Below are 17,625 nucleotides of genomic sequence, written 5' to 3' on the forward strand. Positions count from 1 at the left end.
GCTAAGGCGGCGGGCGGCGAGGGCGGGGCACCAACCGGTCGTGTGGCAGCGTCACCAGTGACGCTGCCACCGCCTTGTTGACCGCGTCGATGCGGGAGACCGCGCCGAGCTTCGCGAAGATGCGACGCAGGTGGCTCTTCACCGTGGCCTCGGTCAGGTCGAGCCGGCGCGCGATCTGGGCATTGGTCATCGCCTCGGCCGCGAGTTGGAGGATCTCCAGCTCGACGGGGGACAGAATGGCGGACTCCGCGTTCTGCACCTGCACCAGGCTCTGACCGGAGACCGAGAGCAGCACCGAGCCGCTGCCGTCCCGCGATTTGCGGATCGCGGCGACCAGTTCCTCACGACCCACGCTCTTGAGCAGGTAGGCGCGCACCCCGGCGGCGATCAGACGGCGCAGCAGGTCAGGGCTGTCGTACATGCTGAGGATGACGACCGCGCTGTCGGGTGACACCTCACGAATGCGGCGCACCGTGACCACCGGGTCGTCACCGGGGATCTCGACGTCGAGCAACACCACGTCGGGACGCTCCGACGCCGCCTTGGCGACCGCGGTGGCCGAGTCGCCCGCCTCGTCGACCACGTCGAGGTCGGCGTGGACCTCGAGCACCCAGCGCAACCCCTCGCGGACGAGAGCGTGGTCGTCGACTATGAGGATGGTGGTGGCGCCGGCGGGAGACCCGCCGTCGGACCGCGTCAACCTGACCCCCAGACCCCGTCTCCCGCCGCAAGCGTGCACATGATTGGCACCGTATCGCGGGCGTGTGACGCCGCAGCTATCGTGGCGTCCTCCCGACACGAAGAACGCCACGATCGCCGCACGATTCTGTCAGTCTTGTGTGGACAGAAGGACCAACTCGCCGATGCCGAGGCCCTTGTTGGCGATGTAGAAGCTGCCGTCCCCTGCGATGGCGAACGACATCGGGGAGTCCAGGCCGGTGCTCGCCAGTTCCCGGTGGCTACCGTCGCGCTCCACCCGGATCAACGCACCGGTGGAATCGCCCGAGCTGAGCCCGTTCTTCGCGATCTCCAGCACGACCAGCCGGCCGCGCTTGTCGAACGCGATGTCGATGATGTTGGTGAAGCCGGTCGCGAAGATCGTCGGCTCCTGCCCGGGCACCAGCCGCCACACCCGGGCCCCGCCGTTGGGGAACGGGTGCCCGGTCAGTTGTCCGATGTAGAGGGCACCGTCCGGGCCGCGGGTGATGGTGACCGGCACGAACTGGATCGGCGTCGTCGAGCCGGGCGGCAGACCCCACTCCGGCGGCGCCGGAACCTGCTCCTGCGGCCAGACGTGTTCGGCCGTGACCACGCCACGACGGTCGATCCGGAGCACGTCGTTGGCGGCCGCGTCGAGCGCGTAGACGTCCCGCCCGTCGGCGATGACGGCGTAGGGCTGGCTCTCCGGGATGACACCGTCGGGGTTGTTCTGCCCCTCGTAGGCAGAGAGGTCGCCGACGACCGACCAGCGGCGCTTCCCCTCGACCCGGAGAACCGTTCCCATCGTGGCCCCGGCCGCGCCGAGCAGGTCGCGAGAGACCGGGTCGGTGCTGTAGCCCATCGCCACCAGCAGTTTGCCCTGCCGGTCGAAGGCCAGGTCGTGTGCGCCGTAGACGGAGAAGCCGGCACCGGTGCTGCGCAGCGACGGCAGGCCCGTCACGACTCGCTTCTGCCAGCCGTGACGGACCGCCGTGATCGCACCGGTCGAGCCGTAGCAGAGGTTGGTGCCGAACGTGCCGGGGATGCAGACGCCGTCGCCGCCGACCCCGGCCTCGGCGACGTAGACGGTGCCGGCGCGGTCGATGGCGACACCGCGAGGGTTGTCGAGGTTGCGGGCGACGACGGTCAGTCGCCCGGTGGTCGAGGTGGCCGCGGTGGCGGGCGCGGCAATGCCGGCCGCCAGTACCAGCGGCACGGCCAGCGACAACGTTCGTCGCATCGCGTCGAGCATGGGTTCTCCTCAGCAAGAGGGGTTCGGATGCGAACGACGCTGCCGGCGTTGCCTCGAGGCCCGGTGGAGGAAGGCTCGACAGGGCCGCCTACTCCGGCTGGTTGGGAGTGCCGCGCCCCAGCTCGTAGGGGGACGTCACGCCCTCGTAGGCGAGGTGCATCACCATGCCGTTGGCCGCGTGGTCGAGGTTGTGACAGTGGTCCATCCAGAGCCCCGGGTTGTCCGCCGTGAAGCCGATCTCGTAGATCTGGCCGGGGATCACGTCGAGGCTGTCGATCCACCACGGCGACCCGGTCGCTCGCACGCCGTTGCGGGACAGCACCAACGCGTGATGGCCGTGCAGGTGCATCGGGTGGTTCTGGTGGCTGCGGTTGACGATCCGCACCTTGACCACGTCGCCCATCCGGACCATCAGCGTCGGGGTGTCGGGGAAGCTGTGCCCGTTGATGATCGGCACCAGGTGGAGTCCGCCGTTGTAGAAGGACAGCCGGTCGTCGAGGAGCTGGGTGAACGAGCGGTCGTACGACGAGCCCGCGTCGAAGGGCCGGGAGCCCCCGGAACCGTACGACAGCGGGTCGAACTGCTTCCCGTCGTCGACGACCTTCGGCGTCGAGGTGTCACCCGGTGGCGCCAGGACCAGCCCGCCGTCGCGGTTGGCGAGGTCGGTCAGGCGTACCGGGCCCGCCGGCATCGGGAATGTCACGTCGTAGCGTCCACCGGTCGCCAGCCCGAACCGCGGGTCGGTCAGCGGGGTCGGGCCGTTGACGTCGACCCCGTCGATCGCGGCCACCCGCACCGGCGTGCCGTTGACCGTCAGCGAGCGTGGGCGGCTGTCGGTGGACGGGTTGTTGTCGGTGTTGACCAGGCGTAGCCGTACCGGCGTGCCCGGGGCGACCTCCTGCCGTTGCAGCGTGTCGCTGGTGCCGAACGAGACGATGTTGTCGTCCGGCGTACGCCACTCGTGGGCCATCACCACGAAGTCCCGCTCGCCGGGTGGTGGGCCGTCGCGCGGCTCGACGATGAGCGCGCCGAACAGGCCCCGCCGGATCGCCTCCAGCGGGTTCTGGTGGGTGTGGTACCAGAAGGTGCCGACCTGCTCGGCGACGAACCGGTAGGTGAAGGTGCCGCCCGGCTCCACCGCGTTCTGCGTCGCGCCGGCCACGCCGTCCTCACCGTTGGGCACGTCGAGGCCGTGCCAGTGGATCGTCACGTTCTCGTCGGGGATCTCGTTGTGCAGCGTCACCTCGACGAGGTCGCCCTCGCGGACCCGCAGCTCCGGCCCGGGCGACTCACCGTTGTACGTCAGCGCCTCGATCTCGGTGCCCGACGAGAGCCGTACCGTGGCGTTCTTCGCGGTCAGGGTGAAGGCCTTGTTGGGCTTGCCGGTCCGCGGGCCGCGCAGGTCGTCGACGGAGACCCCGCCATGACCGCCGTGACCGAACGAAGGGCCGCCGCCGTAGTCGACGTTGTCGTGGGACGTCATGGTCATTCGGTCGGGCAGCCGGCTGCTCTGGGCCGCGTAGGTGACGCCAGCGGCGACGACCAGCACCACGACGGCGGTCTGCGCGATGGCGCGCAGGGCGCTGGCACGTCGGCCACGGCGTGCGAAGTCGGTCGCGGTGACGACCCGCAGGCGACGCCCCTGCCAGAGCCAGAGCACCAGCACCGACATGAGGATCGGCGCGGCATGGGTCGCGATGTCGTCGAGGTAGGAAGGGACCGGACGGGACACGTACGCGAAGTAGACGCCGATGACCGTCGCCACGGCCGTCACCTGGACCGGCACGACGAATCTGGGGTTGGCGGCGGCGCTGCGCGTCTCGACGTCGACCGGCGCGTCGTCGCGGTTGGCCAGGGCGCGCAGGCCCGGCACGGTCCAGACGGCGACGGCCAGCATCGGCAGCAGCAGGAGCGGCATCTGCACGATCACGCGGTTGTCGGCGAAGATCCAGTCGACGGCGAGCATCAGCCCGATCGCGACGCACTTGACGACAAGCACCACCAGCGCGGCGACGAGCAGACGCAGTAGTCGACGGGCGCTTTTCCGCAGCGCCACGGGCGTCGGCCGCCAGGCCAGCCGCGTGACGAGGATCGCCGCGGACAGCCAGATCAGGAACAGGACCCCGGCCAGGATCCCATCGGCGTTCTCTCCGACCTCAAACATGACGCCAACATACGGAGGGTGCGCACCCCATGACATCCGTCGCTGAACGGCAGGGTCGTACGGCGATCACCGTAGCCGGGATCCCCTGCGAAACAGGGGCCGTAGCTAGCCGCCGGGCGCGACGAGCCCGGTCTGGTAGGCGAGCACGACGAGTTGCGCCCGGTCGCGGACGCGGAGCTTGACCATGGCCCGGTGGACGTGGGTACGGGCGGTGGCGGGGCTCATCGAGAGCCGGCGCCCGATCTCCTCATTGGTCAGCCCGCTGGCCACCAGACTCATCACCTCGCGCTCGCGGTCGGTCAACACCGCCAGCCGGCCGCCGTCGACCGGCGCCGGCGCCACCTTGCTGACGAACGCGCTCACCAGCCGACTCGTCACCCGCGGCGAGATCAACATGTCGCCGCCGGCCACCACCCGCACCGCCTGACGCAGCTCGTCGGGCTCGATGTCCTTCAGCAGGAACCCGCTCGCACCGGCGCGCAGCGCCTCGAAGACGTACTCGTCGAGCTCGAAGGTGGTCAGGACGATGACCCGCACGGCCGGGAAGCGCTCGACGATCGCGGCGGTGGCCTGCACGCCGTCGAGCACGGGCATTCGCACGTCCATCAGCACGATGTCCGGCCGGGTCGCGGCCACCATCTCGACAGCCTGGGCGCCGTTGGACGCCTCACCGACCACCTCCAGGTCGTCGCTGTGGTCGAGCAGGCCCCGGAAGCCGGCCCGCACGAGTGTCTGGTCGTCCGCCAGCACCATCCGGATCGTCACGCTGTCTCCTCCACCTCGACCGGCAGCCGCGCGGCCACTCGGAACCCCCCGCCCTCCGGCCGGGGCCCGGCCTCGAGGGATCCGCCCGCGGCCGTGGCCCGTTCCCGCATGCCGGCCACCCCGTGCCCCCTCCGGCTCGCCCCGGCGCCGACCCCGTCGTCGACGATCTCCACCGTGACGGCGCCACCCGCGTAGGTGATGGTGACGTCGACGGTCGTCGCTTCGGCGTGTTTGACCGTGTTGGTGATCGACTCCTGCACGATCCGGTAGACCGAGAGCGCCACCTCCGGCGGGATCGGGCGCGGGGTGCCGGCGATCCCCGACCGCACCTTCACGCCGGCCTGCTCGGCGACCGCGAAGACACGGGCCAGGTCGGGCACCTCCCCGGCGTCCCGGAGCATGCCGATCGCCGAGCGGACCTCGTGCATCGCGTCGCGCGCCGCGCCCCGGATGCTCCGCAACGCGGCCCGCGCCTCGGCCGGCTTGCTGTCGAAGATGTCGTCGGCGAGGCTCGCCTGCACACTGATCGCGGTGATCGTGTGGCCGAGTACGTCGTGGACCTCGCGGGCGATGCGGAGCCGCTCCTGGGCGACCTCGTGTTGACGCTCCTGCCGCATCACGGCGAGACGCTGTTGTGCCTCCGCCAGCCGGATCCGGCGGGTGCGGATCGTCTCGGCGAGCAGCACCACGGCCGCGAGCAGCGAGCCCTCTTCGAGGGTGGCCGAGAGGGCGGGAAAGAACCCCTCGCCGAGCAGCGTGTACCGCATGATCAGCTCAAGGACGACGAAGAACCCGGCGACGACGAGCGCCCAGGTGAACCGGCCGGCGGCCGCGACGGAGAAGAGGGCGGCGGCCAGCGGAAGGGCGGGCGGTATGCCCGGGTATTCGAGCGCGTAGTAGATCATCAGCGCGGTGACCGAGCCGACGAGCACCAGCAGCGGCCAGCGACGCCGGAAGACCAGCAGGAGCCCGATCACCGCGCCGATCGCGTAGGCGCGCGCGTCCGGCGGCCGGGCGCCCGGCTCGTCGGCGACCCGGATCGCCACCGCCACCACGGCCGCGACGACGATCGCGATGAGGGCATCGATCGCGATCCGTCGGACGGCCGGGTTCATGTCCGCAACGGTACGACGCGCGCACCGTCCGTGAGCGAGGGCCCCTTCCCAACCGGAAACCGTCAGCAAGGGGCCCGTTCCATCAGCCGCGGCGCAGAGTGAGCAGGGTCTGCCCGGTGGGGATCACCGTGCTGCCGTCCACCTGGAGCCCGGCCTTCTCGCCCAGTTCGGCGTACTCGCGCCAGGTCCTCGCCTTGCCCGCCATCAGCGAGAGGAGGCGCAGGTCCATCTGGGTGATGAACATCAGCCGGGCCGGGTCGTCGGGGAAGTTGTCGTTCTCGTCCTTCACGAGGATCTGCACGATCAGCACCTTGCCGGTCGTGCCGATCGCGTCCGCCGCCCGCTGGAGGATCTTCTCGGCGGAGCTGTCGTTCCAGTCGTGCAGGACATTCGACAGGATGTAGACGTCGGCGCCGGCCGGGAGCGGGTCGAAGATGCTTCCACTGACGACCTCGGCGCGGTCGGCGATGCCCGCCGCCTCGAACCGGGCCCGGCCCTGCTCGACGACGCCCGGCAGGTCGACCACGGTGCCGCGCAGGTGCGGCTGGGCCTTGAGGATCTCGGTGAGCAGGGCGCCGGTGCCGCCACCGACGTCGATGACGTGGTTGACGGTGCTCCAGTCGTAGCCCTGGACGACCTGGTCGAAGTAGCTGGCGTGGGTGGCCATCAGCGCGCCGAACGACGTGGCCCGGTCGGGGTTGGTGGCCAGGTCGTCCCAGAACTCGATGCCGTAACGCACGGGGTACGCCGCGTCGCCGGTGCGGATCGAGTGGGTCAGCGAGCTGAACGTGCCCTCGATCCGGCCGGCCATCGAGTCGACGTCGAGCCAGGGGCGCTGGGCGGCGGGGTGGTCGGTCTTGAGGAACTCGGCGGCTTCCGTCAGGGCGTACACCCGCGGCTCGGTCTCCTTGAAGACGCCGCGGACCGAGAGGTAGCGCAGCAGCCGGTGCAGCGCGTCGGGGTTGGCCTTCGTCGCCGCGGCGAGCTCGTCGAGCGTGGTGGTGCCCGCGGCGATCAGGTCGGCGAGGCCGAGCGTCGCCGCGGCCCGCACTGCCCACGGCGTGATCGTGTCGGTCAGCGAGTAGAGATTGACCCGATTTTCCGTCATGGCGGCGAGCTTCGACGACGGCGCTCAAGACCGGCTCGAAGCCGGGTCGATCGAACGGTTCTCCAGCCGGGTTCGAGTGGGCGGGAGCAGGCTGCGCCTGTCACGGCCGCCATGCGAAGGGGACACGATGGGCGCCAGCCAACAGGAGCGCGGAGCGATCGAGGTCATTCAGGACCTCATGCAGCAGAAGTGGGTCTACGAGCTGTTCGGCGAGATCGGCGCGCGCCAGGGTGCCTCGGCCGCGCACGTCGAGCAACTGAGGGCGGTCGACGCCGCCGCGCACGTGTTCTGGCCGTTCCAGGCGCCACCGTTTCCGGTCATCGCGGCCACCGCCAGCGGCTCGACGTTGACCGACATCGACGGCAACGACTACCTCGACTGCCACATGGGGTACGGCGCTCAGGCACTGCACGGTCACAACCCGGCCCCGGTCGTGGACTTCGTCCGGGAGCACCTCGGCAAGGGCACCGGCAACGGCTACACCAACGCGCTGGAGCTGCAGCTCGCGACGCTGCTGCGGGAGATCCTCCCGCACAACGAGAAGTTCGCCTTCCAGCACTCGGGTACGGGCGCCACCCAGTCGGCGATTCGGCTCTGCCGTGCGTTCACCGGACGCCGGATGGTCGCCAAGTTCGAGGGCACCCTGCACGGGTCACACGACCTGGCCGTCCACAACACCGCGCCGTGGTACCACGGGCATCCCGCGGTGCCGTTCCCGGAGATCGGCAAGGACGGCATCCCGCTGGTCTCGGCGTTCGCCGGCGTCACACCGGCCGAGCCGCGCGACCTGCTGATCCTGCCCAACGACACCGCGCTCGCGGTCGAGTTGATCGAGCGCCACGCGGGTGAGTTGGCCTGCATCCTCGCCGAGCCGGCGGCCTCGTCGTTCCCGTTCGAGGAGACGACGATCCCGATGATCCGCGAGGTGGCGGTGGCCGCCCGGCGGCTCGGGGTGCCGTTCATCCTCGACGAGGTGCTGACGGGCTTCCGTTCGGGCCTCGGCGGCGCCGCGCAGAAGTTCGACATCCCGACCGACCTCGTCACCTACGGCAAGGTGATCAGCGGGCTCGGGCTGCCGCTGTCGGCGATCGGCGGTCGGGCCGACATCCTCGACATCTCGCAGACCAGTGGGCAGTCGTGGACCGACTTCGGCCAGAAGACCGGCCTGCAGGGCAGTCACACCGGCAACTACCTGTCGGTGGCGGCGTCGCTGGCCACGCTCCAGCTCCTCCGGGACAAGGGACCCGCCTACTACACCGACCTGCGGGCCAAGGTGGACCGGGTCCAGGCGCGGCTGGCCGCGTTCCGGGCGGCCGAGGGGATTCCGCTGCGGATGGTGGGGTTCGGCGACTACATCGGGTGCTTCCAGTTCCTTCCGGAAGACTCCTACACCGACTACCGGGTCTACTCGCGGGCACTCAACCCCGCGACGTTCATCCTCACGCTGCTGCTGCGCAAGCGCGGCATCTACACGCTCGGCATGCCGATGTTCTTCGCCGGTGGCGCCCACAGCGACGCCGACGTCGACCGGCTGACCGACGCCGTGCTGGAGAGCACGCTGGAGCTTCGCGCCAACGACTTCCCCTTCGACCTGGCCTGGCCAGCTACGTCCGAGTGGGGTTCGGGTTCCTCCGACTGGTCGTAACCGCCGCCGCGTCACCGGGTCCGGGTCAGCTCCTGACCCGGGCCCTCCCCATGTGCCGTACAGGTCGTACGCAAATAGCCGTACTTGACTAATCGTACGCAACGGCGTGTAGTCGGAAGGGTGGGTCCGCTGCCGACCCCCGTCCGACTTCAGGAGGAACGCGATGACGGAGAGCTGGACCGACGAACACAGCGCCGCACCACCCAATCCGCGCCGATGGCTGATCCTGGCCGTCGTTCTGGCCGGGGCGTTCATGATCCTGCTGGCAACGACAATCGTCAATGTCGCGGTCGCCCCGATCCAGCGCGACCTCAAGTCGACCTACACGGCCATGGAGTGGGTCATCGCCGGCTACGCGCTCGGCTACGGCCTGCTGCTCATCCCCGCCGGCCGGATCGGCGACCGCTTCGGCCACCGCAAGCTGTTCCTCATCGGCGTCGCCGGGTTCACGGCGGCGTCGGCGGCGTCGGCGCTCGCGGCCACCCCCAACCAGTTGATCGCGTTCCAGGTGGTGCAGGGCATGATGGCCGGCATCCTCAACCCGCCGGTGCTGGCGCTGATCCAGACCACGTTCCCGGCGAAGGAGACCGGCAAGGCCTACGGAATCTATGGCGCGATCGGCGGCATCGCGACCGCCAGCGGCCCGCTCCTCGGCGGCCTGCTGATCGCGTGGGACCTCGGCGGCTGGGACTGGCGGCCGGTGTTCCTGCTCAACGTGCCGATCGGCCTGGCCACGTTCGTCGCCGCGCTGATCCTGGTGCCCGAGTCGCGGGGCCGTCGCGGTGGGCTCGACGTGATCGGCATGCTGCTCGTCTCGGCCGCCGTCCTGTTGCTGGCCGTTCCCCTGGTCGAGGGCCAGCGCCTGGGCTGGCCGGCATGGACGTTCGTCTCCATGGCAGCGGCGCTGCCCGCGCTGGCGGTCTTCGCGGTGTGGGAGCTGCGCCGCGCCCGACGCGCCCAGGTCCCGCTGGTGAGCATGCGCCTGTTCGCCCACCGCTCGTTCTCCGCCGGCGTCGGCATCAGCCTCTGCTACTTCGCCGGCTTCATCGGCCTGCTCTTCGCGCTCTCGCTGCACCTGCAGATCGGCCTGGAGAAGTCCGCCCTGACGACGGGCCTGATCCTGCTGCCGTTCTCGTTCGGCACCCTGGTCGGCGCGGCCATCTCCGACAACGTCGCCCGTGCGCTCGGCCGCGGCGTGCTGATGCTCGGCGCGGGCATCGTGATCGTGGGCATGGTGGGCATCATCGCGACGATCCACTGGTGGGGCTCCGGCCTGGAACTGCTACCGGCCCTGCTCTTCGCCGGCTTCGGCTCGGGCCTGGTGATCGCGCCGAGCGTCGAGATCGTGCTGGCCGGTGTGCCCTGGCAGGACGCGGGCGCGGCCAGCGGCGTGCTCGGCACCGCCCAGCGCCTCGGCCAGGCGATCGGCGTCGCGGTGGCGGGCGTGGTCCTCTTCGGGACGCTCGGCTCCTACTCGGCGACGGCCGCGGAGAAGGCGAGCCCGGAGCTCCAGGCATCGCTCGTGGCCGCGGGCCTGCCGCCGGCGGAGGCGAGCAGGGCGACGACAGTGTTCGCCGACTGTTTCATCCGCCAGTCGCGCGCGTCGGACCCGACGGCCACGCCGCCCGGCTGCGCGGACTCGGCGCCGGGTGCGGTCGGCGCGGCCTTCGACAGCGCGGCCACGTCGGCACTGGAGACCAACTTCAACCGCGCGGTCCAGTGGACGGTCGGCGCCGTCCTGGTCGGCGTGATCCTCACCTTCCTGCTCGTCTACCTGCTGCCCCGCCGACCCGAAGAGCCCTGGGCCGAGGCGAGCAAGCCCGACTGGAACGTGACCACCGCGCCCGAACCCGCCCAGTGACAAGCCGCCAGCCCTGGCCCGGGTGTAACACCGGGGGCCAGGGCTGGCGCTCTCAGGACGTGGTCATCGATGTCGGTTGGTTGGCCATCAGCTTGGGCAACTGGTCGAGCAGCTCGTCGTGCCAGGCGAGCTCGGTACGGAGGCGGAGCTCGGTATGACGGAAGGTCGTCCACTCCAGACCACGGATGTGCGGCGCCGCCAGCTCTCGGAGCGCGAGCCACGAGTCGAGCTGCGCGGCGAGGGCCTCGCGGCGCGCGACGATGATCGCGCGCAGCGCGTCCTCTTCGAGGTCGATCACGTTCTGCAGGGCCAGGTCGACCGGGTCGTGACGGAGCTTGGTGTCACGCAGCGCCTCGTCGCGGTGGTCGATCAGCTCCGCCGCACCGGCCGAGGTGAGCGCGTAGATCGTGCGGGCGGGTCGGTTGCCCTCCTGCTCGGTCCGGACCGCCTCGATGACGCCCTCGACCTGCATTCGGTGGAGCGCGCCGTAGAGCGACCCCGGCTTGACGTCGCTCCACAGCTCGGTACGGTCGACCTGGGCCGCCCGGCGGATCTGGTGCCCATGCATGGGGCCGCCACGCGCGAGCGCTCCGAGTACGAACAGGCGAGTGCTATTCACGGCATTAGTCCAACACGAGTGCCCGTTTGCGGGCAAGTTACCCATAGTAATCCTTGAGCCGACTGCTATCCCCCGTGGAACGTCGGGTCGACGCAGAGCCTCGGCAGAGCGATCAGCGAAGCCGCGATGGCCCTGTTGACCGCGTCGATCCGCGACACCGCACCGAGCTTGGCGAAGATGTTGCGCAGGTGGCGTTTGACCGTCGCCTCCGACAGGCAGAGCCGACCGGCGATCTGGGCGTTGCTCATCGCCTGACCGACCAACTGCAAAACCTCGCGCTCACGGTCCGACAGCGTGCTGTGCACCGGCCCCTGCACCTGGGTCAGGCTCTCGCGCGACACGGCCAACATCACCGGCGCGTCATCGGCGCGGGCGCCGCGGATCGCCGCCACCAACTCCTGGCGCGTCGAGTTCTTCAGCAGGTAACCGCAGATGCCGAGGGTCAACAACTCGCGCAGCAGCGTCGGGCCGTCGAACATGCTGAGGATGATGACCCGACTCGCCGGCGCGACGTCGCGGATCCGACGGACCGTCGTGGTCACCCCGTCGCCGGGGATCTGCACGTCGAGCAGCACGATGTCGGGCTGGCGGGCCCGGATCTCGTTGACCGCGGCGCAGCTGTCGCCCGCCTCGCCGACGACCACGAGGTCGCGCTGGGCGTCGAGGATCTCCCGGAGACCGTCGCGCACCACGACGTGGTCGTCGACCAGCACGATGCGGGTCGGCTCGATCATCGTGGCGGTCACCGGCCGGCCCCCGCCCCGACGGCGAGCAGCGGCACGACCAGCTCGACCGAAACGCCCTGGTGGCCCGCCGCGCGCACCGCGAGGCGACCATCGACGGCGGCGGCGCGCTCGGCCATCGCGCGCAGGCCGGAGCCGTCGCGCACCGTCGCGAGGTCGAAGCCCACCCCGTCGTCGGCGACGGTCGCCCGCAGCTCGTGCGGGGTGATGTCGACGACCGCGTGGATCACGCGAGCGCCGGCGTGGGCGACCGCGTTGCGCAGCGCTTCGCGAACGACCAGGAACACCTCGTCGAGCACCTCGGGCGGCACCCACGACTCGTCGCCGTTGATCTCGGTGTGCAGACGTGTCTCGCCCGTCTCGACCGTGGACAGGAAGTTGGCCAGTGCCTCGTCGAGTGACCCGAGCGGCTGAGAGAGCCGAAGATCGGCGATGAGCACCCGCAGATAGCCGACCGCGTCGTGCAGCGACTCACGGGCGATGACCACGCGGCGATCGACGTCGTCGTGGCGTCGTTCCTGGGCGAGCTCGTGGGCCTCCAGGTTCCGGTACGCCGCGCTGAGGCTGTGGCCCAGCCGGTCGTGCAGCTCGCGCGCGATAAGCGAGCGCTCTGCGATCTGCGCCTGGTGGACCTCGTTCATCAGGCCGGCGGCGTAGCGCGAACTCGCGTCGAGCAGCCGGGTCAGTGTCGTACGGGTGAGCGCGTCGGCGACCAGCGCCAGGATCGCGCTCTGGTCGGGCTTGCCACACAACTGCTTCAGCGCGTCGGCCAACACGATGTCGGCCAGCGCGACGACCGCGCGGAAGCACTCGCGTGGGTGAAGCTCGACCTCCTCGGTGGACACCGCTGGCGGCGGTGTCGACAGCGGATCGGTGGTCTCGCGACGAATCTCGGCCATCGTTTCCCGCACCAGGACGTCGGCCTGCGCCGTGTAACTGTCGGTCAGGTCAGCGGCCCCAGCGAGATCGTCACTCGCAGCGGCAAGACGCTGACGGTAGGCGGCAAGAATCGGTTGACGCCTGCGGTCGAGAACCTCGGCAGCGGTCCTCCGCAGCGCATCGTTTCCAACAACCATTGCGGATCCCCCGGTGTGTGCCCTATTGCTCCCCAGGTGCGGGCACGAACGGCTCTCCCCAGCGCCGGCTGCCCGCCGTGTCGCCGACCCCCCATGCGTGGGCGACAAAAGCACTCAGATCGGATCGGCCTCTTATGAGTTGTCACGGCCGACTACTCGCACGAGTCTACGGTCTCATCGCACACCGTTGGAAGCATCGAAGCTTAGCTTTTGGTAGTCACACCAAAACTTAAGGTGAAATCCATACTTGGCCGCGATCAGCTTTCGACGACGCGTCGAGGGACCTCCGCGACAGTTCACCCGAGAACTCGACCACCAGGAGTGGAGCGACCAATGGTGAGCAGACGCAACGTCATGAAGGTCGGTGCCACCGCGGGAGCAGCCGCGCTGGTCACGGGCACCGCGGCGGCAGCGGCCCGCGGATCCACCCCGTCCGCGACGTCGGCCCACGGCACCCACACCGGCCACGGAAAGACGGCACACGTCGCGGCCGTCACCGCCCCGTTCGCTGTCCGGATGCCGATACCACCCGTGCAGCAGCCGATCGCCTCGGTGGCCAACACCGACTTCTACGTCGTTTCCACCCGTAAGGCTCAGGCGGAGATCCTGCCCGGAACGCGTACCGAGGTGTTGACCTACGACGGGCAGTTTCCCGGGCCGACGTTCCGGGTGAGGACGGGCCGGCTCGCGGTCATCGCGCACAGCAACCACCTCGACATGCCGACCGCGGTGCACGTGCACGGAGGCCACACACCGTCGAGCAGCGACGGGTTCCCGACCGACGTGCTCGACCCGGGCAAGAGCCGGATCTACAACTACCCCAACAAGCAGCGGGCCGCCACGCTCTGGTACCACGACCATGCCCATCACATGGAGGCCGAGCACGTCTTCCGCGGGCTCGCCGGCTTCTTCCTGATCGACGACCCGGCCCAGGACGAACTCCGGTTGCCGTCCGGCAACTACGACATCCCGATCATGTTGCGCGACGCGCGGTTCGCCGAGGACGCGAGCCTGGTCTTCGAACACGACGACTTCCAGTTCCGCAACACGATCCTCGTCAACGGCAAGCCACAGCCCTACTTCCAGGTGGCCGCCCGCAAGTACCGGCTGCGCTTCGTCAACGCGTCCAACCTCCGCACGTTCACCCTGCGGCTCGGCAACGACGCCGAGGTCGCCCAGATCGCGAGTGACGGCGGGCTGCTCGCCGGGCCGACGCCGATCCGCTCGTGGAGCCTGACCCCCGGCGAGCGGATCGAGATCGTCGTCGACTTCGGCGCGTTCCCGGTCGGCAGCCAGGTGTTCCTCGACGATGCCGTGGCCGGGCCGGTGCTGCGCTTCGACGTCAATCGGGCCGCCACCGACAGCAGCCGGGTGCCCGACCGGCTGAGCACGATCCCCGCGCTGCCCGCGGCCACGAAGGAGCGTGCGTTCACGCTCAACTTCAACCCGGCGACCGGCCAGTTCCTCATCAACGGTCAGCAGTTCGACGCCGACCGGGTCGACACCGAGATCAAACGCAACACGACCGAGGTGTGGACGGTGACCAACGGCGACACGCTCTTCGGTATCCCGCACAATTTCCACCCCCACCTGGTCCAGTTCCGGGTGCTCACCCGCAACGGCCAGCCGCCGGCGCCGGGTGAGGCCGGAGTGAAGGACACCATCTCGGTGGGGCCCGGCGAGACGGTCCGACTCCAGGCGACGTTCGGGCCCTACCTTGGCCGGTATGTCTACCATTGCCACATGATCGACCATTCCGCGAGTGGGATGATGGCACAGATGAAAATCGTTCCCTGACCCTGAGAAAGGTTTCTTGTGCCCTCGGCAGAGAAGACTGTGCAGATCGGACGGACTCCTGAGGTCGTGTTCGCCTTTCTCGCCCGTGGCGAGAACGATGCGCGCTGGCGCCCCAACGTGCTCGACGTCGCGCGCGTCTCGGGCGAGGGGGTCGGCGCTCGCTACAGACAGGGACTCAAGGGCCCCGGCGGGAGCCGCATCCCGGCCGACTACGAGGTGACCGGGTTCGAGCCGGGCCGGCGTCTGGCGTTCCAGGCCACCGGCAGCGTGGTACGCACCCAGGGCGAGTACACACTCACCCCGGCCGATGGCGGCGGGACCCAGCTCACGCTGAAGTTGGCGTGGCAGCCGAGCGGGCTGTCTCGCTTCCTCGGTCCGGTCGTCGGCAAGACGTTCGAGGAGGAGATCGCCGCCCTCGACGCCCTTCGCGACCTGCTGGAGAGCGAAGCCTGAGCGCAGCGTCGAACCGGTAGCGGCGGCGGATGTGACCTGTGGGCCCGGAGCCGGTTGGCTCCGGGCCCTCAGCCTGCCCCGGTCAGGGGCTGGTGCAGGTGACGTTGCCGGGTGCGGTGGCACCGTTGCCCGTGGCGGTGAACCCGAACGTGGTCGACGCGTTCGCGCCCACCGTGCCGTTGTAGGCGGCGTTCCTGACGGTGACGCTGCCGGTGGTGCCGGTGTTGGTACCGCTCCAGAGGCTGCTGATGGCCTGACCACTGGCCAGCGTCAGGCCCACGGTCCAGCCGTTCAGCGGCGTGGCGGTGTTGTTGGCCACGGTCACCTCAGCCTGGAAGCCACCGGGCCAGGTGTTGAGCACCCGGTAGGTGGCGGCGCAGGTGCCGGGTTCACCGGTCGGCGGCGGGGTGGTCGGCGGATCCGTGGGCGGCGGGTCGGTGGGCGGCGTGGTCGTCGGCGGCGTGGTCGACTCGAACTGGCTGAAGAACCTCCAGATCTCACCCGAGGTCCAGGTCCGCGAGTCGTTGGGGCTGCCCGACCCGTCGACCGGGCTGGGGGTGTGGTCCCCGTCGAACGCCGCCCACTGCACCGGGTAGCCGGCCCGGCAACCCGAGTAGGCGGTGGTGATGTGGGTGAGGCTGCCCCGGCTCGGCTCGCGCGGGCTCTGCGCGGTACAGCCGTTGTTGCGCACGAACGCGTCGCGCAGCTGCCGCCCCTGGGAGATGTTCAGCACGCTGTCGTAGATGCCGTGGATGCCGAAGTAGGCGACCGGCTGGGTGCCCCCGTTGCATCCGCTGAGGTTGGCACCGGATATGACGGTGACCGCGCGGATGATCGTGGGCCGGGCACAGGCCACCGCGTAACTCATCGCCCCGCCGTAGCTCCAACCCAGGGCGAAGCGCTGGGTGGTGTCCACGCAGAGGTCGTTCTCGATCTGCCGGGAGATGTCGTCGAAGAGGGTCAGGTCCCGACCGTTGGTGTTGGCCCAGCCGGCGTTGAGCCCCTGCGGAGCGACGAAGATCGTGCTGTTGTTCGACAGCGGCTGCAGCCCGTAGTAGCCGGCCGAGGTGACGTTGTTGGCCGAGCCGTTCAACCAGTGGAAGCCGAAGACCAGTCGGTAGGGGTGGTTCCGGTCGTACCCGTCCGGGATCCGCAGGTTGTACGTACGACTCTGTCCGCTGCTCTGGATCGTCCGCGTGCCGCTGGCGAGTGTCGGGGCCTTGCCGCAGCCGGCGGTCGCCGCGAGGGTGCCGTTGGTGGCGGCCACCGCCGTCGCACCGAAGCCGCCGCTCAACACGCCGCCGGTGGTTGCCGCGAGGAGAAGCGCCGCGGCCGCGATGGATGGGAGGAAAAGTCTGCGTTTCAGCATGGATTGGGCTCCTTGCCGTTGCGCGACCGTCAACGGTCGCCTGGCATCGACGGGGGCCCGGACTGGTCACCGAACGGGAAGGCGGCGGGAGGGGTGCAGCCCTCGGCACGTCTTCGCCGGCCGGCTCGGGTGACCGGGAGCGTGCCCTTCACTCCCGGGTGAAAGATAGCATGTTATCGATAACATGCCGAGCCGATCGCGCCTCTCGGGCTCACGCCCCGAGCGGCCGGGCCGCCCACTCGACGGCCACTTTGTGCAGGTCACCGGTCCGGAAGAGCGGAGGCTCGTGCAGCAGGAAGTCACGGTGGCTGATGTTCCAGGCGTACGCACCGGCCATGGCGAAGGCCAACACGTCACCCACCCCGATCGGCCCGGCGGTGGCCGACCGGGACAGCACGTCCTTCGGGGTGCAGAGCTGCCCGACCACGGTGACCGGCCCGCCGTCGGTGCGGGGGCCGCCGGCACCACGTCGCGGGTGCACGGTGAATGGCTGCGGGTGCCCCTTCGCCGCCGGGGTCCGCAGGTGGTGTGTCCCGCCAGCCACCACCACGAACCACTCGCCGTAGGAGCGCTTCACGTCGATGACCTCGGTGAGGTACGCCCCACAGTGGGCGGTGACCGACCGGCCCGGCTCGATGCGCAGCCGCACCCCCGGGTGCCGGTCGAGGATGTCCGCCAGGGCCCGGCCGTAGCCCTCCCAGTCGAACCGCGCGGCCGGGTCGGTGTAGTCGACGGTCATGCCGCCGCCGACGTCGACCTCGGCGGCGTCGACCTCGGCCGCTGCCCAGCCGACCACGGCCGCGGCGACCGTCGCGGCGAGCGGCGCGTCCAGCCCGCTGGCCAGGTGGGCGTGGATTCCGCGTACGTCGATGCCGGCGGGCGGGCGGCGGGCGCACGCGACCACGTCGGCCGGGTCCATGCCGAACGGGCTGGGTCCACCGCCCATGACCAGGCTCGCA

Annotated in this window: 15 protein-coding genes; 4 read left to right on the top strand and 11 right to left on the bottom strand. The window is 70.1% G+C overall.

Annotation, left to right across the window (positions count from 1 at the left end; genetic code table 11):
- Nucleotide 1 precedes the first annotated feature (1 nt).
- From PSH25_RS01130 to PSH25_RS01155, 6 genes are all read right to left on the bottom strand, one after another.
- On the bottom strand, nt 2–700 hold the full coding sequence (locus PSH25_RS01130) for a response regulator (RefSeq protein WP_238657152.1): 699 nt from the start codon (nt 698–700) through the stop codon (nt 2–4).
- 129 nt (nt 701–829) lie between these two features.
- Complete coding sequence (locus PSH25_RS01135) at nt 830–1,951, bottom strand: ScyD/ScyE family protein (protein ID WP_238657153.1); 1,122 nt, start codon at nt 1,949–1,951, stop codon at nt 830–832.
- 88 nt (nt 1,952–2,039) lie between these two features.
- Nucleotides 2,040–4,115 carry a multicopper oxidase family protein gene (locus tag PSH25_RS01140; RefSeq protein WP_238657154.1) on the bottom strand — a complete coding sequence of 692 codons (2,076 nt, stop codon included), beginning with the start codon at nt 4,113–4,115 and terminating at the stop codon, nt 2,040–2,042.
- A gap of 105 nt (nt 4,116–4,220) precedes the next feature.
- Nucleotides 4,221–4,880 (bottom strand): response regulator, encoded by a 660-nt coding sequence (locus PSH25_RS01145; RefSeq protein ID WP_238657155.1) that lies wholly within the window; start codon nt 4,878–4,880, stop codon nt 4,221–4,223.
- Nucleotides 4,877–5,995 carry a sensor histidine kinase gene (locus PSH25_RS01150; RefSeq protein ID WP_238657156.1) on the bottom strand — a complete coding sequence of 373 codons (1,119 nt, stop codon included), beginning with the start codon at nt 5,993–5,995 and terminating at the stop codon, nt 4,877–4,879. Before PSH25_RS01150 ends, PSH25_RS01145 begins: the two co-directional genes overlap by 4 nt.
- An 82-nt stretch (nt 5,996–6,077) precedes the next feature.
- Nucleotides 6,078–7,103, bottom strand: coding sequence for a methyltransferase (locus tag PSH25_RS01155; protein WP_238657157.1), 1,026 nt, complete (start codon nt 7,101–7,103; stop codon nt 6,078–6,080).
- 127 nt (nt 7,104–7,230) lie between these two features.
- On the opposite strand from PSH25_RS01155, the gene PSH25_RS01160 reads away from it, so the two are divergent.
- Together PSH25_RS01160 and PSH25_RS01165 are read left to right on the top strand one after the other, a co-directional pair.
- On the top strand, nt 7,231–8,748 hold the full coding sequence (locus PSH25_RS01160) for an aminotransferase class III-fold pyridoxal phosphate-dependent enzyme (protein WP_238657158.1): 1,518 nt from the start codon (nt 7,231–7,233) through the stop codon (nt 8,746–8,748).
- A 163-nt stretch (nt 8,749–8,911) separates the two neighbouring features.
- Nucleotides 8,912–10,609: an MFS transporter gene (locus PSH25_RS01165; protein WP_238657159.1), complete on the top strand. Its 1,698-nt coding sequence runs from the start codon at nt 8,912–8,914 to the stop codon at nt 10,607–10,609.
- Nucleotides 10,610–10,661: 52 nt separating this feature from the next.
- Here the strand turns inward: PSH25_RS01165 and PSH25_RS01170 are convergent, their stop codons facing one another.
- Genes PSH25_RS01170 through PSH25_RS01180 form a run of 3 tightly spaced genes read right to left on the bottom strand, consistent with a single transcriptional unit; the run spans nt 10,662 to nt 13,161 of the window.
- Nucleotides 10,662–11,273: a PadR family transcriptional regulator gene (locus tag PSH25_RS01170; RefSeq protein ID WP_274526824.1), complete on the bottom strand. Its 612-nt coding sequence runs from the start codon at nt 11,271–11,273 to the stop codon at nt 10,662–10,664.
- Between the two features lie 20 nt (nt 11,274–11,293).
- Complete coding sequence (locus PSH25_RS01175) at nt 11,294–11,974, bottom strand: response regulator (RefSeq protein WP_238657161.1); 681 nt, start codon at nt 11,972–11,974, stop codon at nt 11,294–11,296.
- Entirely contained in the window at nt 11,971–13,161 is a 1,191-nt protein-coding gene (locus tag PSH25_RS01180) for a sensor histidine kinase (protein WP_238657162.1), read from the bottom strand. The genes PSH25_RS01175 and PSH25_RS01180 overlap by 4 nt, the downstream gene beginning before the upstream one ends.
- Before the next feature lie 219 nt (nt 13,162–13,380).
- On the opposite strand from PSH25_RS01180, the gene PSH25_RS01185 reads away from it, so the two are divergent.
- Nucleotides 13,381–14,844 (top strand): multicopper oxidase family protein, encoded by a 1,464-nt coding sequence (locus PSH25_RS01185; protein WP_238657163.1) that lies wholly within the window; start codon nt 13,381–13,383, stop codon nt 14,842–14,844.
- A gap of 18 nt (nt 14,845–14,862) precedes the next feature.
- Nucleotides 14,863–15,297 (top strand): SRPBCC family protein, encoded by a 435-nt coding sequence (locus tag PSH25_RS01190; RefSeq protein ID WP_308193601.1) that lies wholly within the window; start codon nt 14,863–14,865, stop codon nt 15,295–15,297.
- Nucleotides 15,298–15,379: 82 nt separating this feature from the next.
- Here the strand turns inward: PSH25_RS01190 and PSH25_RS01195 are convergent, their stop codons facing one another.
- Both PSH25_RS01195 and PSH25_RS01200 read right to left on the bottom strand, forming a co-directional pair.
- On the bottom strand, nt 15,380–16,666 hold the full coding sequence (locus PSH25_RS01195; RefSeq protein WP_238657165.1) for a CE1 family esterase: 1,287 nt from the start codon (nt 16,664–16,666) through the stop codon (nt 15,380–15,382).
- Nucleotides 16,667–16,877: 211 nt separating this feature from the next.
- Nucleotides 16,878–17,625 (bottom strand): type III PLP-dependent enzyme domain-containing protein (locus PSH25_RS01200; RefSeq protein WP_502361341.1); only part of this gene is annotated, 748 nt, incomplete at its 5' end.

Source organism: Micromonospora foliorum (genome assembly GCF_022229015.1).
GTDB lineage: Bacteria > Actinomycetota > Actinomycetes > Mycobacteriales > Micromonosporaceae > Micromonospora > Micromonospora foliorum.

What these genes read in the sequence shown, in the direction of transcription:
- PSH25_RS01135 (WP_238657153.1), bottom strand. Translation starts at nt 1,951, where the DNA reads ATGCTCGACGCGATGCGACGAACGTTGTCGCTGGCCGTGCCGCTGGTA.
- PSH25_RS01140 (WP_238657154.1), bottom strand. Translation starts at nt 4,115, where the DNA reads ATGTTTGAGGTCGGAGAGAACGCCGATGGGATCCTGGCCGGGGTCCTG.
- PSH25_RS01150 (WP_238657156.1), bottom strand. Translation starts at nt 5,995, where the DNA reads ATGAACCCGGCCGTCCGACGGATCGCGATCGATGCCCTCATCGCGATC.
- PSH25_RS01155 (WP_238657157.1), bottom strand. Translation starts at nt 7,103, where the DNA reads ATGACGGAAAATCGGGTCAATCTCTACTCGCTGACCGACACGATCACG.
- PSH25_RS01160 (WP_238657158.1), top strand. Translation starts at nt 7,231, where the DNA reads ATGGGCGCCAGCCAACAGGAGCGCGGAGCGATCGAGGTCATTCAGGAC.
- PSH25_RS01165 (WP_238657159.1), top strand. Translation starts at nt 8,912, where the DNA reads ATGACGGAGAGCTGGACCGACGAACACAGCGCCGCACCACCCAATCCG.
- PSH25_RS01170 (WP_274526824.1), bottom strand. Translation starts at nt 11,273, where the DNA reads ATGGGTAACTTGCCCGCAAACGGGCACTCGTGTTGGACTAATGCCGTG.
- PSH25_RS01185 (WP_238657163.1), top strand. Translation starts at nt 13,381, where the DNA reads ATGGTGAGCAGACGCAACGTCATGAAGGTCGGTGCCACCGCGGGAGCA.
- PSH25_RS01195 (WP_238657165.1), bottom strand. Translation starts at nt 16,666, where the DNA reads ATGCTGAAACGCAGACTTTTCCTCCCATCCATCGCGGCCGCGGCGCTT.